The organism is Mesorhizobium sp. ZC-5 (assembly GCF_025753855.1).
Lineage (GTDB): Bacteria > Pseudomonadota > Alphaproteobacteria > Rhizobiales > Rhizobiaceae > Neomesorhizobium.
This window is the reverse complement of sequence record NZ_JAOWPT010000011.1, coordinates 24,030-39,267: the sequence shown is the minus strand read 5'-3', so window position 1 is coordinate 39,267 and position 15,238 is coordinate 24,030. Positions and strand designations below refer to the sequence as shown.

The window sequence follows — 15,238 nt, the reverse complement described above, 5'->3', positions numbered from 1 at the left end:
CTCAGAGCCTCTTCTCGACAAGCACCTCGACGCGGCGGTTCAATGCCCGGCCTTCACGGGTGCTGTCGTCGGCTACTGGATCGGTGGCTGCGCGCCCCTCTGAACGGACCCGGCCTTCAGGCACGCCGTTCTGGACCAGGAGTTCCGCGATAGTCGCGGCGCGGGCTTCCGACAGGCGTTGGTTGGTCGAGAGTGGATTGCTCCTCTGCAGGGGAATGCTGTCGGTGTGCCCGACCACTGTGATATTTCCGATCAGGTCCTCATTTTCGAGGATTACCTTGGCAATCGAACCGATGAGCGGCTCGAAGCCTTCTGTCAGTTGCGCGCGCGATGACTGGAACAGTTCGGGGTTCGATCTCTGGACGACCAGCTTGGCGAGCGAGATGCTTTCAGTTCCCTTGAGTGCTGCCCGCAATTCTGCGGGAGCGGCGGCCTCGAACTCAGGCAGCAGGGCAAAATCCACTGTCTCCAGCGGCGGTGCCTCGGCTTTGGGTGAAACGCGCTGAATTTGCGCACGATCTGGCGGCGGAAGTGCGCGGACCAGTGCGGAAAGTTCGACGGCCTGGCTGCTCAGGCTCATTGAAAGCGCGATATGGATTGCCGTGGCGAGCACTGCGGCGGCGGCCACCATCACCCAAATGGGGACTGTGAAGCGCGCGGGTTCGTCGGAAGCTATGACGCCTTTCCAGTTTGGCGAGAGTGGCGCACCTTCGGCGTCCGGATCTCGCAGGAAGCGTGCCGCGGCGACACGGACGGCATTTAGCGAGCGATCTCCGGAACGGCCCGGTACGCGATATTTGCCGCGAAAGCCGAGCGCCATGCAGTGGTACTGCAACTCCAGCAACTCGCGATCACGGTTGGGATGCCGCTCAAGCTCTTCCAGCCTGGCGAAGAATTGCGTGCCGGCGTCAACATCGCCACGCAGCATGACGACGAGCGGCTGGCGCGGCCAGGCGCTGGCTCCGCCCCAAGGCGTGTTCAACGCGAGATCATCCAGCAGCGCGGCTACCACCCACGCGGCCTGATCCGCACGTTCGAGTGAGGACCCGGCCGTTATCGCCGCGTCTCGCGCCCGGATAAGCTCGTCGAGCAGACGGGTACGCAGAGCCTCCGGATTTTCCGGTGGCAGCGCGCTTTCCATTTCGGGCGCAAATTCAAGCAGTGGCGAGAAGGCATTGACCAGCGCATTCGGATGCGAGCGAGACCGTTTCACCGGGGTGCCCGGCTGCATGGGCATCGGCGCGCGTGGCATTGGAGTCCCTGGCATGGGCGACCCGACCAGCCGTATGCGGGTACGCTCACGATCCTCCGAGAGGCCGAAAGGATCGTCCTTGCTCATCGTCTCACCTGTTTACCGAATAGCAATCGACCTGCGGCTCGCTCGGGAGCACGCCCGAAACACCGATAACGAAACCGGGTGCATCGAGGAGCGAGGCCCAATGCTCGCTGCGCTGGTCGAGTTCAAGGCAAAGTCGGTCGCCGTCATAGGGAATTTCACGTGGCTGCGAATGCAGGGGCTTTAACGGAATGCCTGGCAGGCGTGATTTCCATAGTCCCTCGAACTCGTCGGCGGCACCGACTGTCGCCTGATTCACAAATATCTTGCGCAGGGCGTCTTCAGACAATTCGGAGCCGACCCGGACGACGATGCGGCTGGCCACCAGCAGCTTCGGATTGTCGACTCGAACCTTCCAGACATTGGTGGAATGCCGCATGACGGGCAGGGCGCGCGACTTGGGCTCGATATAGCGCAAGCTGAGAATGAGCGAGCGCAAGGTATCGGCCAGTGCCGTGTAGGCCGCCCCCGGGGCCATGTGGTCGTAGGCAGGCAACTCGCCCAGCCGTCGCGCGCTCGAGCCATAGGTAGCCATCGAACCGGCAAGGCCGGCAAGCTCGAGATACAACTCGGCCGGATGGAAGACCTCTTGTGCCAGCATATGCGCCAGCCGCGGACGAGCCGCGTTGGCGAGGTTGAGCATCAGCAGATCTTCAACGCTGCGTCCCGGGCCACCCAGCACCATCTTGCCGTGTGCTTCGGAGATCTGGTCGAGGCCGGTGATGACTTCCTGGAGAAGCTGCGCATACCAGGCAACCGCTCCGGTCGCCAAGGCAGGCGGCAGGAACGTATCGTCCAATGCCACGCCGCCGTCGGCGCAAAGTCCTTTGATCTCGGCAACCGGTAATGCGGTGTAGCCGCCGATCGACTTGCCGGGGGCAAGCAGCAGCGCTTGCGGTCGGGCGATCTCGATTTCTTCGGGATCGGCTCCTCCCTGCACGGCATCGCGCACCGACACGATGCGTCCGCGATAACGCGCTCCGGTCGATCCGGCGTGTGCAGGATCGAAGCCGACGCCGCCGGGGGGTTCCAGTGGCAAGGCGATCAGCACCGGACCACCGCCCATCTCGGACGTTATTGCAAGCGGCTGCGGTGCATCCATGGTGTCCGGGATCGCGAATGGCGTTCCGTCGGGAAAGATGCCGCGCGCGGAGAGAACCGAAACCTGGCCCGCTTCGAGTTGCGCCGGGGCGAGCGTCAGCGTTCTAAAGCCGAACGTCTGAAGATGCCCGGCTTGCAGCGTGCCGCGCACGGTCGCTTCGAAAAAGCGATCCTGTTGTTGGAAATGCTGCGTCCGAAGGAACAATCCCTCGGACCACAGCACTCTGTTTGTGTCGCTCATGCCGCCACTTTCTGCACCAATCACCCCTGCCTTCGCGCTATGCGGAAATACCGCCGCTTCCGATCCTTGCGTTGATCGTGACTGTCGATCCAGGCGAGACGGACTTGGTGGTTCGCCAAGTCCGACCGCCCGGCTCTCTGATCAGCGCCACGAAGCCCAGCGTCGTTGCCTCGGGCTCGACGGTAATCGTCTTCGAAGCGGTCGCGCCTGGCCCAACCGCAATCGAGTCGGATCCGACAAGATCGCCCGCGAGCGCCGTACCGGCATCACCTTGCAGCGCGAAATAGTCCGCGGAATTGAACTTGCCTGCACTCTTCAGCCGCATGATGAGAACCGTTACTGGCCGATCGCCGCCGCCGGGTCCCGGATTCATCCCCGCCTGGCCTGCCAGGTTGATGGTGACGGTTGATGGCTTCGGTGGTCCGCTCTGGCAGGCGGTAACAAGCCCTGTCGCCCCAAGGGCAAGGATAAAGTCGCGCCGGTGGATCATGCGTCACTCCTCTTCATATGCGTTTCTGAAATCGGCGCCAATGTCGCCCAGGAAGCGGGATTCCGCACTGGTGGCGATTTCGCGATGGCGTTTTTGATAGAGTTCCCAAAGCTTGGCGCCACGTCCGCCTGCAAGCAATGTTTCGATCGTCGAACTCGACTTCAATTCTTCTTCGAGCGCCACCGGATCGAAGCGGTCGATCATGCGCCGTAACGCGCCCTGTACCCCTCGCCAGGCGCGAACATGGTGGTTCGCAAGGTCACGGACTGCGTCCGCGATCGCCGGCTCAGCGGCGAGAAAGCCCGGGCTGCGCTCGGCGAGGATTGTCACCAATGCGTCGTCCACCGTTGGCAGAAACTTGAGCGGATTCACTTCGGATGCTCCGACGACGGTTTGCGCGACGCGTGCATTGCCTTTTTCCTCCGCGCGCTTGCGCAGGAGTTGCATGAGGCCTTCCATCATCATGCGGTATTCGCGGCCGAACTTCTCCATCTCGGCAATCGGATCGCGGCCGGGGAAGCCGTCTTCTTCGAGGCCCATGCCGTGAAGGAAAGCGGCGCGAAGCGCAGTATCCCCGACGTCGGACGCTGGAGAGGATCGGGGAGCCGGTTTTGGCACCACCCGCTGCCGAGCTGGTGGGGGAGGTGGTGCTTCCGCTGCAGGCACAGGTGGGTCCCACGGATTCGGAGACGCAGAAGTGTCGGTCACGGGTTGGCGGTTGCCGGTGCGATCCATGCCCTTTTCAGGAACAGGGGTGACGACCGGGTCCAGCCTGAAATCATCGTCGAAAGCTGGTGCCTCCGGTTGAGCAGCGTCGGCGCCTGCATCCGAAGTAGCGGGAGCAGGAGAGAACCCGAACGGGTCGAACGCCGCCGCGCTGCGTTGGTCACCGTCGACGCTTCCGTCCGGGGAGGGCGTTGCGACCGGATCAAGGCTGAACGGGTCGTCGAAAGCGGCAGAGCTGCGTTCGCTGGAGCGCTCGAATGCACCTGCCTGCGGCTGTTCGAACGGATCAGGCAAGCCGGCAGGACGAGGGCGTCGTGGTTCCTCTTCCGTCTGCACGGAAAAGAAATCGTCGCTGCTGATGCCGAGGGGGGCACGCGAGGTATGCGACGATGACTGAGGAGCCGGCTGCACGGGCGCAGCTTGCGGAGCCGCCGCCGTCTGCAGATCGACCCCCAGCACATAATCGCCCATCCTAAGCCGCATCCCGTTCCGGAGCGGGATCGAGTTTCCCGCCCCAAGCGGGCTGCCGGCGTCATCTACGAAAAGTCCGCTGCTCGACGTGTCGGTAACGAAGTATCCGTCCTGTCGTGCGACGATTTTGCAATGGGCGCGTGAAACGAACATGTCAGGATCATCGATCTGCCAGTCCGCGTCGGAACTGCGGCCGATAACCAATTCACCCTCGTCCAGCCGGGTCTGGCGTACCGCTTGATTGCGCGGTCCCTGCTCAAGCGTGAGGAGCAGGCTCATGCCGCTATCCCCGTCACTTCCGGCCGCCATCCAACAATGGTCCGCAGGCGCATGTCTTCAGCATCTCCCCTTTCATCGGGGGGTGCAAGCCAAGCCGTTCTTCCAAGCTGCGACCTTCCTATCCGGGCCGGCTGCACTTCATCGCGAGCCAACACCACCCGCAGGTCGACGTCCAGCAGGTCGCCAACCATATCCCGGATCGCCCGTTTCAACGCTTTCAGTCTTTCGCCACCGGGCAGGAATGCCTTGTAATCGTCGAACCCGAGCGGGCCAATGCGAAGCTCAGCCCGGCTTTGGCGGCTGAAGGTTCGGGGGCCGATCGTCGCGCTGCGGCCAAGCGCTGCGTGGGCTTTGCCCAGTCCGGTCTGCAACGCTTTGGGCACCGTCATCCACGAAGCCACGAACTCCTTCAATTGGACCGGCACCTTGAATGCCTCTGCTATGAACAAGGTCAGCCGTTCGGGTCCGTCGACTTGCGTGGCAAGCGCCGCAGCCTGCTGCAGCTTGACCGCATCGAGTTCAGCGTATTCGGCATTTTTTGTGCCCGGAAGCCCGGTTCCCGACATCGCCTCCAGCATGGAACGCACCCGTCCACCGACCGGGCGTTCGACCTGGACTCCCGGATGAGCGTCGGCCCACGCCCGATAGAACAAGGCAATCATTCGGTGCTGCAGGATGTTCACGAAATCCACGAATGTCGTGTCGCTTGTCTGCTCCGCGGCAGCGCCGGCAAACCAGCGTTGCGAGAGGCGATCGAGCACCCAGCGCGTCATGTGCAAGGGTAGTGGACCCTCCGGCCCCATAAGTCCGAGATTGGCGACCGTGACTCTGGCGGGCGCCTTGTCCGTGGCTTCGCGAAAGCCGACCACGTCCTGTGCTGCGAACCCGAGACGGATGTGCTGTCCGAGACGCGCCGGCTCGCGATCCGGCCGGCCGGATTGGCCGAACAAACGGCCATCCTGCTCGAGCCGGCGCAGAAGCTCGAAGAAATCGAACGCCTCAGACAGCGCCGCGGACTTGTCTAGATCAGGTAACGATTGCCGAGCGTCATCGGCCATGGCACGTCCTCCTGCTTCTGGAGTAGCCGCGTACGGGTCCGCACAAAGCCATTTATCCCCGCGTATCGAGCAAATAGCCGGGCCAGCAACGCCGATAGGAGCAGCGTGCTCTGTCCCGCCAGAACCGCCAGGTCGATGTGTAAAGTGATTTCGGTGCCACGGCCGAAGCACATCGGACCCTCGATCGCCAGGCGTTCGATCACCGGGTTGGAATCGACCCGCACGACCGAGCGGACATGTCGGGTCAATCCCGGATCGCCGCGATCGGCGTAGAGGTCGAGCAGGGCGTGCAAAGGATCCACACCGCGGCCTTCATTTGCGAGGCTGAGGAAATTCAAGGCAAGCTGCGACACCATCCGCCATGCCAATTCGTCAGCCCGCGACTCGCCCGCTGCGCCTGCCGGCAAGGAGGCCGCGATAGCAGGCTGCGGTGGGCGCAGGGCGCTCAGCAGCTTGACCGATTCCACGGGGTCGCCGCTTTCAAGCGACAGCGTCGGGTTATCGTCGAGGATGGGCAGGTCGCGATTGGTGCAGAGCGCGACGACGTCGAGCCGTTTCAGCGGACGTGGCGGCGGTACGTTTCCCGGAGAAGAGACGGCCAGGAAGACGTCGTCACCGGTGTAGGAGGTGCGCGTCATGCCTTGCCGTCGCTCATCTTCGGTGGCGCGCCGAGGCCGGCGCTCGATGGAGTAGACCCAGCCGCTGCCACGGTTCTGTCCCAGGCTGAACAACGCTGGAACTTCGGCATCCGGACCTTCGACATCGGCGTCTTCGACCCGTGTGACGCGATAGATCTCGAAGTCGCGCGGTCGCGTCCGGTCGGCATGCACGATCTGCCTTGTCTTGCGACGATCGATCTCGATTATGTTGCACTCACGCTCGAACAAATTGATGATCGGCGTAACAAAAAGCTCGAGATCCGCAGCGGTGATATCCGCCAGTTCCGGTACCCGACGCTTGAACAGGAGGATGAGTTCCAGGCCGGCTTCGCACTTCCGTACCACCGGCCGCAGTCCTTGCAGGCGGGCGTAGTGGAAGCGCTCGGGCATCATGAAATATTCCCGGAGCAGCCGGTAGCCCTCGAATGTCGGGCGCGTCCGCGGCATCAGCGCCTCGGCATCTCCGATGCCGACCATTTCGGGAACAGGCAAAGGCGACAAAGGGTTGGATTTGCCTTCCGCGCGCGCGCCGAGCGCCGAGCAACTGCCGAATATCGCGTCAAACAGCAATGAAGCCTTGTTGCGGCCGCCGAAGAAGATGTCGAGGCGGTCAAGCGCGAGTTCGCTGAGCTTGCCCTTGCCGGCATGAGTGATGCTGATGCGCAAGGCGGCGTCGCCGGCAACGCCTCCGATAGGCCCGATACCCGCTGCGGCAAGCGCGCTGCGATCCTGATAATAGCCGACGGACGAGATGGCGATCGGCCACAAGGTGACATCCTGGGAGGTCGTGAACGTGCAGCGCGTCGACAGCCCGGGCTGCAGGCTGGATACCAGTTTGGTGCCCCGTTTGACGACATGGCCGGCCGCCATCGTCTGCACCTGCTGGCCGGGCTTGAGCAACGCCATCGCGGTTGCCGGTGCTTGCGACACGAGGTCGGGATAAAGCACTTCAAGCACGCTGCGCGCAAAGCGCGAACGCTCGGCGTCAACCTTCTGCCGGGTGCGCGCAGCGAGAAAGGCGACGCCGTCCAGCAGCCGCTCGACATAGGGATCCGGGCACGGAACGGTGTCGAGCGACAGGTTTCGCGCCACCGACGGATGCATGTCGGCGAATTCCGCAGCGAGCGCGCGGATATGGGTAAGCTCTTCCTCGTAATACTCCAGGAAGACCCGATCCATTTTCAGGTGTCCCCGATGTCTGTTCGTGCCAGACCGTTGTCCAGGTTTATGGAAGTACGCAACCGCAGCCGCTCCGGCGTCGGTGTCATGATCAAGATAGCATCGATCTCGATTTTCAGTCCGCCGTTCTTGTCGCCAAGGGTGACCTGCACCTTGGTGCCGTTGTCCTTCAGGCGGGGTTCGAACGTGTTCAAAACCATCTTTATCTCGCGCGCCAGCGCATCGCGGTCGAAGTCGCGCGATGAACGGCCGGAAAACGACGGCACGCCATAGTTGACGACGCTCCGCCGCACTTCGGGAAAATCGCTGAGGTCCAGCGGACTTCCTTGCATCTGCTCCCCTTCATGGTCGGACAGAAGCGGCGTCACCTCGTAGCGCTCCGTGTTGAAAAGCGCTTCGATGTCTCGCCGCACGGCTTCACGCAGGACACTTGGGGACACGACGATGCCGCGACGCTCGAGTTCCGCCCGTTGACTGCTCTGGAAGACAAGCCGGTGTATCCGTCGCTTCTGATCGGCCGTCAGGTTCTCGTCGGAATCGATGGACCGCGCACTGCTGGCCAACAGGGTGTCGAGCCGCTCGCCACCCAGTTCGACCAGCAATGATTGACGCAGTCCGTCGATTTCCGAACTCAGGCCCGGCAGATCATTGACGAGGCGATCCCAAAGGGATGGCTGAACCGCTTCGCGTTTGGCGCGCTGGGTACTGCTTGCTTTCATGGCTCAATGCAGTTGCCGCGATCACATGCCGGTGGCGACATCCATGTCGGTCGTGTGATCGTCGTCATACTTGAGTTCGATGTTCTTGTAGGCGAACTGGACGACGTCTCCGAGCGTATCGGGGTTTGTCTTGCTGGCGCCGAACGAATATCCGACGACGGAAGCTTCCTTCAGCGTGATGACGAAATAATCGCTCGTGGCGCCGTCGATCGTCCTGCGGCAGTAGACGACGACCTCATCGAGTGGCTTGTTCTCATGGCAGGCCTTGGCCAGGTACGGCGACGACATGTCGACATCCTTGGTGCAGGTCAACGTTCCCAGGGAGACGCGGCCCTTTCGGGACAGCGAGTTCGGATCGAACGGTGCGACCATGGAAAAGGTGACGTCGTAGATTTCGATCTGGTCTTCATGGCCATCGCGCTGGCTTGGTCCCGCAATGTCCGGAACCTCCAGGAAGCCATCGATTTTCATCATGTTCAAACTTCTCAGATCGTCTATCAATGCCATTGTCGTTCTCCATTGTTTCTAGAAATATCAGGACTTCACGGACGGCAGTTCCGACACCAGTCGCAACGACGCGTTTATCCCTTCCAGCTGGTAATGTGGCCGCAGATAGAACCGGGCGTTGTAGTAGCCCGGGCGCCCCTCGACACTGTCGACCTGTACTTCCGCTGCCGCCAGCGGACGCTTGGCGCGAGCCTTGTCGTCGGCAAACGCCGGGTTGGCCAAGACGTACCGGTTGATCCACTCGGTCAACCAGATCTGCATGTCGGACCGTTCCTTGAAGGAACCGATCTTGTCGCGGGCGATCGCCTTCAGGTAATGCGCAAATCGCGAGACCGGGAAGAGATAGGGCAGGTTCGCGCTCAGTCGCTCGTTCGACTGCGCATCCGGATCGACCAGCCGTCCGGCACGCGTCTCGTCATCCTGGAGGGAATGCGCACCGATGAACGCCGCGAGATCGGTATTCTTCCGATGCAGGATGGGCATCAAGCCGAGCTTGGCCAGTTCCGCCTCGCGCCGGTCGTCGATGGCGACTTCTGTCGGACATTTCATCGCTATCGACCCGTCGTCGGTCGGGAAGCTGTGAACCGGCAAGTTGATGACGGTGCCGCCATTTTCGACGCCGCGGATCTGCGTGCCCCAGCCGTAAAGCTTGTGGCTGCGGTTGATATTCACCCCCATCGGGAAGGCAGCATTCATCCAGACGTATTTGTTGTGGTCGGCGTGCACTTCTTCTTCGAAGGAGAAGCCTTTGACCGGGACAGTGTCGGCGCCATACGGCAACCGCGCCAGGACGCGCGGCATCGTAAGCCCGATATAGCGTGCGTCCTCGCTCTCGCGCAGGGATTGCCAGGACGCGTAGGCCGGGTTCGAGACGATCTGCTGCAGATCCTGCGGGTTCGGCAGTTCCTGCCAGCTGTCCATGCGAAACAGGCGTGGCGAAGCGGCCGCGATGAACGGCGTATGCGCCGAGGCGCAGATGCCTGAAATGTTCCGGAGCAGGCCGACATCCCGCGGGTGATTGGAGAATTCGTAAGCGCCGATCAGGCAGCCTATCGGCTCGCCGCCGAGCATCGAATATTCGTCGGTATAAACCTTCTTGAAGATCGGGCTTTGGTCCCACATCTGGCCTTCATAGTCTTCGAGCGTGTCGGCCAGCGCCTCCTTGGAGACGTTCATCACCCGGATCTTCAGCTTCTGATCCGTCTCCGTGTTGTTGACGAGATACCAGAGCCCGCGCCAGGTGCCTTCCATCTCCCTTACTTCGGGGGCGTGCAGGATCTCGTTGACCTGCGTCGTCAGCATCTTGTCGATGCCGGCGATCAGCGACTTGATCGACTTGATGGCGTTTGACGAAATCGTCGTCGTTTCGGAACGTGACTGCGCCGCCAGCGCAAGATTGCGCACAAGTTGCTGCAGCTTCTCGCTGTCGTCCTTCTTGACCTTGAAATCCTTCTCGAGGAGCTCGCCGAATTCACCGAGATCGATGGCTTCGGCCTCGGCGACGGTTGCGACCTTTTGCTGTTCGGCCATGGTTTTATTCCTCACCCTTGTCGCTGTCGGACAGTGCTTGGCTGGCTATCTGGCCAAGAAGTGGCTCGTTGTTCAAAAGTTGGGCGATGCGCTTTTCAGCATCGACCCGGCCGTCCATGAAGCCGAGCAATTCCTCGAGCTGCCGCCGCATCTTGAGAATCTCGGCCAGCTGCGGCACCTGTTCGGCGATCTTGTCCGGGGCGAAATCGCCCATTTTGGAGAAGGTCAGATCGAGCGCCAGCTCTTCGTCACGCTCAGTGCCTTCGGCCTGCGGAAGCGTGTTCTTGACACGCGCCTTCACGCGCGGACCGAGAGCCTCCATGAAACGCGGGAACCTGTTGGCGTCGGTCTCCACGAACGACCGGTCGAGCACCGACTTCTGTGCTTCCTTGGTTTGCGACGCGCCCGAAAGGTCGGCCATCACACCCATGACGAACGGCAGCTCGATGGTCGTCGGGCTGCCGTAGGTTTCGACATCGTAGGCGATCTGCACGCGTGGCGCGCGGTTCCGTTCGATGACCTTTGCTTTGCTTTCCGCTGGCATTGTTTTTTACCTTTCATCCTTCTGTGCCGTCTTCTTGTTCTCGGGAACGCCGGCCAGAAGCCGGAATTCCTTGAGCCCCGACGGCGCGAGATCTTCCATCAGTTCAACGAAGTCCATGTGAACCATCCGGCGAACGCGGCGGGCCAGATGCGGGATCGGGCTCGACGGCTCTGTCCGGTCGTAGAATGCAACGACGAGGTCGAGGCATTTCACGACGTCCTCACGGGAGGAAATCCGTTCAGGGAGCATTCCACTCTGTCCCCCACTGTTCGCCACGGGTTCGGTGTCGTGGCCGTTTCGAACCGGCGCTTCGGGTGCTTCCGCTGCCGCCTGCGTGCTTGCCGGCTTGGTGACACCATTCGCCGATGAGCGAACCGTCGATCCACGCTCAAGCGCGGTCAGCACCCGTTCCAGAAACCGCTTCAGCTCCGGAACCGCAGTGCCGCCGCCTTCAAGACGCGTGTTGAGTGCCGTCTCGACCGCGGCGAGCGCGGCCGTGGATGCCCGTGCGTCGGCGACCAGCGCAATCATGTCCGCGTTGGCCTGGTCGGTTTGTGCCGCGCAACCGGCGCGGACCCGGTTGAGAAGCTGTTCGTGGGCACTGGAGAGCGCCGCTTTCTCGGCATTGTTCAAACCCGAAGCGGCTTCCTGAAGCATGACGCGGTCATCCAGGGCGCCTTGTTCCAGGTCGCGACCCGTAATCGGGCCTATGCCGCGTGGTGCAAAGAACGTCATCTGCCGCAAGTTGGCCAGCAGGCCGTCTTGGCTGTTCTGCAGGTCGAGCAGTGCGTTGATCCGGCGAAGGGCGGCATCGCGGGGCGGCGCGTTCGGCCGTAATGCCGGATGCATGGTTTCCCAATGAGCGTCGAAGGTCTGGGCAATCAGCGTCAGCCCCTGCGCCAGGCCGGCCAGTCCCTGCTCGTTCGCAAGCGCCCGCGTGACGATGACGAGCAGGCGCAGGTCGCGACCGTGGGGTCGCAGTTCTTCAGCTTTGTCCAGAACGGCCGGCCAATCGACTGGAATGGTGGTTTGCGAGGTCGGTTTGTTGCGGTCGTCGTGGACGATCTTGACCTGCTGCTCCGTGAGGCGCTCCAGCTCATGGAAACGCGGATCGTTGCGCAAATCCTCCCCCGACGGGTTGTCACCGTCCAAAGGATTCAGCCAGAGCGCAGGATCAATCACACACCCCCCCAGCGACCGGCCTCAAGGCCGCATATGGTCAGTATTATCATGCGGTCTTCGTCAGTCACAGTTCGAGCAAAGCCCAATCCAAGGTAAGATACCCGTTTAAATCGTGGTGTCTACATTTTCGCGAATTCTCGTCTATCAAATTTCCAGCCAACTGTTACAAAATTCAAGTATGCTTAAATGCAACCGGCAAAGCTTCTATGCGGCCTTGAATTTCCGGTGAGCTGAGCCTCGAATATTCCGAGATCGAAACAATTTGATCGTATCAGACCTGTTCGCTGGTCTATTCCACATCGTACTTCCCTCTTTGTAAAGTCGCTTTTTGTGTGGCAGGTTATTAGCAAGACATTCCGATTGCAGGGAGCAAGTCATGGAGCGAAGCGGTGCGCAGCGGCGAGGGGCGTCGCAAAGCTTCAAGCGCAGCGAGCTGGTCGACAAGTTGAATCCGACCTGCAAACGGGCCTTCGCCGCAGCTGGCACGGCGGCGAAGTTGCGGGGCAATCCCTATGTCGAACTTGTTCATTGGATCGAGCAGCTGGTGCTTTCCGAACGGTCGGACGTGCAGTTCATGCTGGCCGATGCCGGTGCGGATTCGAGTCGGGTCGCCGCTGACATCACGCGGGCAATCGACAAGCTGCCTTACGGCGCAACGTCCATCACCGACTTTTCCGACCATATCTTCCACGCCATCAAGGAAGCATGGAGCCTGGCCGGGCTCGAATTTGGCGTCGAGGAAGTGCGCAGCGCGCATGTGATTCTCGCCTGCCTGAAGAAACCCGAACTTGAAGGCCTGCTATCGAAGATCAGCGTTGAGTTCGACAAGATAGATGCGGATGCCGTCATTGGTCGGTTCGCCGAAGTGGTGGAGGGATCACTCGAAGCTGCCGTCGCCGAAGCTGCTCCGGCTTCCGTCGATGCACCGAAGCGGTCGCCGGGCAGCGATTCGGCGCTGGCGAAATATGCGACCGACTTGACGCAGCGCGCCCGCGACGGGAAGATCGACCCTGTCGTCGGCCGCGATCCGGAGATCCGGCAGATCGTCGACATTCTGATGCGGCGCAGGCAGAACAACCCGATCCTCACCGGCGAGGCAGGCGTGGGCAAGACCGCGGTGGTGGAGGGCTTTGCCCTGCGCATCGCAGAGGGGGACGTGCCGCCTCCGCTTCAGGGCATCAGCGTGCGCATGCTGGATGTCGGCCTGATGCAGGCCGGCGCCAGCGTGAAAGGCGAGTTTGAAAAGCGCCTGAAGACGGTCATAGACGAGGTCCAATCCTCTGAGACGCCGATCATCCTTTTCATCGACGAGGCTCATACCTTGATCGGAGCCGGTGGCGCCGCCGGCACCGGCGATGCCGCCAATCTTCTGAAGCCCGCGCTGGCGCGCGGCGAATTGCGCACGATCGCTGCGACCACCTGGGCGGAATACAAGCAACACATCGAAAAGGATCCCGCGCTGACCCGCCGCTTCCAGGTGGTCAAGATCGACGAGCCGACGGAGGCAGTCGCGGTGCTGATGCTGCGTGGTGTCGCCGGCGTCCTGGAAAAACATCACGAGGTGCAGATCCTCGACGAGGCCATCGACGCGGCGGTCAGCCTTTCGCACCGCTATATTCCGGCGCGGCAGTTGCCGGACAAAGCTGTAAGCCTTCTCGATACCGCTTGCGCCCGGGTGGCGGTTTCCCAGCATGCCACGCCGGCCGAGGTCGAAGACATTCTGCGGCGGCGCCAGGCGCTGGAAGTCGAGAATGGCATCATCGGCCGCGAGGCGGCGATCGGCATCGAGGTTGCCGACCGGCAGGCGCGCGTGGATGCCGGTTTGTCCGAGACGGAAGCCTCGCTCGCAGCCGCCCAGGAGCGATGGGACCGCGAAAAGACATTGGTTGCCGAGATACTCGAGTTGCGTGCCCGGCTGCGCGGCGAAGGAGTGCCGTTGGATGAGGCCGCCGCCGAGCAGGAAGGCGAGGGGGCCGAAAAGCCGGTCGAACCGTCGGTTGCAGCCGGAACTGACGAGACCCCGGCTGCAACGGATGAAGCTTCGGTCGCCTCAATCGAGGGTGCGACATCCGGTGAGGAGAAGATTGAGAACACGGCCACCGATCCCGCCGTCGATCTGGCCCGGCTGCGTGAACTCATGGCTGAACTGGCCACTGCGCAGGGTGAGACGCCGCTGATCCTGCCGTCGGTCGACCGCAACGCCATTGCGGCCGTAGTGCAGGACTGGACCGGCATACCGACAGGGCGAATGCTGTCCAGCCAGACCGAAAAGGCCTTGCGGCTCGCGGCCACGCTTTCCGAACGTGTCGTTGGCCAGGATCATGCAATGGAGATGATCTCCAAACGCGTGCAGACCAGCCGCGCCGGGCTCGGTGCTCCCGAGAAGCCGGTCGGCGTCTTCCTGCTCTGCGGACCTTCGGGCGTCGGCAAGACGGAGACTGCACTGGCCTTGGCTGAAACGCTTTATGGCGGCGAGCAGAACCTCATCTCGATCAATATGTCGGAATTCCAGGAGGCGCACACCGTCTCGACGCTTAAGGGCGCGCCACCCGGATATGTCGGCTACGGCAAAGGCGGCATTCTCACCGAGGCGGTCCGTCGCAAGCCGTATTCCGTCATCCTGCTCGACGAGGTCGAAAAGGCGCACCCGGATGTCCACGAGATCTTCTTCCAGGTCTTCGACAAGGGCATGATGGATGACAGCGAGGGACGCCGCATCGACTTCAAGAATACGCTGATCCTGCTCACCTCCAATGTCGGCTCCGAGGTCATCATGGACCGCACTGACGGTGGCCGCGAGCGGGCAGGGCATGACGACCTCGACCAGGCATTGCGCGCACCTCTGCTGAAGGTCTTCCCGGCGGCCTTCCTCGGCCGCGTGGTGACCATTCCTTATTATCCGCTGTCGGATTCGATGATCGAAGCGATCACCCGCCATCAGTTCGGCAAGATCGCCCGCCGGTTGCGCGCCAGCCACGATGCGGAACTGGTGATCGGCGACGGCGTCATGGATCTGGTCAAGGCTCGCTGCACCGAGATCGAATCCGGAGGCCGCATGATCGATGCGATCCTCACCAACACGCTGCTGCCGGAATTGAGCCGCGGCGTGCTGAACCGGTCGCTGGAAGGCGAGAAGATGACAAAGGTGACGGTCGGCGCGTCCGCCGAGGGTTTCACCTATGCGTTTGAATAGCTAGAACGGCTGTCACAGACAAA

The 15,238-nt window shown here is 62.0% G+C and carries 12 protein-coding genes; 1 reads left to right on the top strand and 11 read right to left on the bottom strand.

All coding sequences use genetic code 11. The features are described from left to right. Window position 1 precedes the first annotated feature (1 nt). The 11 genes from icmH to tssA form a co-directional block, all read right to left on the bottom strand. The gene (icmH, locus tag OHD58_RS23175; protein WP_263805911.1) at window positions 2–1,339 is read right to left on the bottom strand and encodes a type IVB secretion system protein IcmH/DotU; all 1,338 of its coding nucleotides are present in this window, start codon (window positions 1,337–1,339) and stop codon (window positions 2–4) included. 4 nt (window positions 1,340–1,343) lie between these two features. Continuing rightward, complete coding sequence (tssK, locus tag OHD58_RS23170; RefSeq protein ID WP_263805910.1) at window positions 1,344–2,678, bottom strand: type VI secretion system baseplate subunit TssK; 1,335 nt, start codon at window positions 2,676–2,678, stop codon at window positions 1,344–1,346. A 37-nt stretch (window positions 2,679–2,715) separates the two neighbouring features. Further along, on the bottom strand, window positions 2,716–3,168 hold the full coding sequence (gene tssJ / locus OHD58_RS23165; protein ID WP_263805909.1) for a type VI secretion system lipoprotein TssJ: 453 nt from the start codon (window positions 3,166–3,168) through the stop codon (window positions 2,716–2,718). A gap of 3 nt (window positions 3,169–3,171) precedes the next feature. Beyond that, the gene (tagH, locus tag OHD58_RS23160) at window positions 3,172–4,644 is read right to left on the bottom strand and encodes a type VI secretion system-associated FHA domain protein TagH (protein ID WP_263805908.1); all 1,473 of its coding nucleotides are present in this window, start codon (window positions 4,642–4,644) and stop codon (window positions 3,172–3,174) included. Next, window positions 4,641–5,702, bottom strand: coding sequence for a type VI secretion system baseplate subunit TssG (gene tssG / locus OHD58_RS23155; RefSeq protein ID WP_263805907.1), 1,062 nt, complete (start codon window positions 5,700–5,702; stop codon window positions 4,641–4,643). The genes tagH and tssG overlap by 4 nt, the downstream gene beginning before the upstream one ends. After that, a complete protein-coding gene (tssF, locus tag OHD58_RS23150) occupies window positions 5,666–7,540 on the bottom strand; it encodes a type VI secretion system baseplate subunit TssF (protein ID WP_263805906.1) in 1,875 nt (624 codons plus the stop codon). Before tssF ends, tssG begins: the two co-directional genes overlap by 37 nt. Window positions 7,541–7,542: 2 nt before the next feature. Next, the gene (gene tssE / locus OHD58_RS23145; RefSeq protein WP_263805905.1) at window positions 7,543–8,259 is read right to left on the bottom strand and encodes a type VI secretion system baseplate subunit TssE; all 717 of its coding nucleotides are present in this window, start codon (window positions 8,257–8,259) and stop codon (window positions 7,543–7,545) included. 21 nt (window positions 8,260–8,280) lie between these two features. Continuing rightward, window positions 8,281–8,730 (bottom strand): Hcp family type VI secretion system effector, encoded by a 450-nt coding sequence (locus OHD58_RS23140; protein WP_263806097.1) that lies wholly within the window; start codon window positions 8,728–8,730, stop codon window positions 8,281–8,283. A 63-nt stretch (window positions 8,731–8,793) separates the two neighbouring features. Next, entirely contained in the window at window positions 8,794–10,296 is a 1,503-nt protein-coding gene (tssC, locus tag OHD58_RS23135) for a type VI secretion system contractile sheath large subunit (RefSeq protein WP_263805904.1), read from the bottom strand. Window positions 10,297–10,300: 4 nt separating this feature from the next. Beyond that, window positions 10,301–10,840, bottom strand: coding sequence for a type VI secretion system contractile sheath small subunit (gene tssB, locus OHD58_RS23130; protein WP_263805903.1), 540 nt, complete (start codon window positions 10,838–10,840; stop codon window positions 10,301–10,303). 6 nt (window positions 10,841–10,846) lie between these two features. Next, window positions 10,847–12,022 carry a type VI secretion system protein TssA gene (gene tssA, locus OHD58_RS23125; protein WP_263805902.1) on the bottom strand — a complete coding sequence of 392 codons (1,176 nt, stop codon included), beginning with the start codon at window positions 12,020–12,022 and terminating at the stop codon, window positions 10,847–10,849. 376 nt (window positions 12,023–12,398) lie between these two features. Here tssA and tssH point away from each other — a divergent pair, with 376 nt between their 5' ends. Beyond that, window positions 12,399–15,215 (top strand): type VI secretion system ATPase TssH, encoded by a 2,817-nt coding sequence (gene tssH, locus OHD58_RS23120; protein WP_263805901.1) that lies wholly within the window; start codon window positions 12,399–12,401, stop codon window positions 15,213–15,215. The last annotated feature ends 23 nt before the right edge of the window (window positions 15,216–15,238 follow it).

Coding starts and splice junctions, on each gene's coding strand:
- tagH (WP_263805908.1), bottom strand. CDS start 4,644: ATGAGCCTGCTCCTCACGCTTGAGCAGGGACCGCGCAATCAAGCGGTA.
- OHD58_RS23140 (WP_263806097.1), bottom strand. CDS start 8,730: ATGAAAATCGATGGCTTCCTGGAGGTTCCGGACATTGCGGGACCAAGC.
- tssC (WP_263805904.1), bottom strand. CDS start 10,296: ATGGCCGAACAGCAAAAGGTCGCAACCGTCGCCGAGGCCGAAGCCATC.
- tssK (WP_263805910.1), bottom strand. CDS start 2,678: ATGAGCGACACAAACAGAGTGCTGTGGTCCGAGGGATTGTTCCTTCGG.
- tssF (WP_263805906.1), bottom strand. CDS start 7,540: ATGGATCGGGTCTTCCTGGAGTATTACGAGGAAGAGCTTACCCATATC.
- tssG (WP_263805907.1), bottom strand. CDS start 5,702: ATGGCCGATGACGCTCGGCAATCGTTACCTGATCTAGACAAGTCCGCG.
- tssB (WP_263805903.1), bottom strand. CDS start 10,840: ATGCCAGCGGAAAGCAAAGCAAAGGTCATCGAACGGAACCGCGCGCCA.
- tssE (WP_263805905.1), bottom strand. CDS start 8,259: ATGAAAGCAAGCAGTACCCAGCGCGCCAAACGCGAAGCGGTTCAGCCA.
- icmH (WP_263805911.1), bottom strand. CDS start 1,339: ATGAGCAAGGACGATCCTTTCGGCCTCTCGGAGGATCGTGAGCGTACC.
- tssH (WP_263805901.1), top strand. CDS start 12,399: ATGGAGCGAAGCGGTGCGCAGCGGCGAGGGGCGTCGCAAAGCTTCAAG.
- tssJ (WP_263805909.1), bottom strand. CDS start 3,168: ATGATCCACCGGCGCGACTTTATCCTTGCCCTTGGGGCGACAGGGCTT.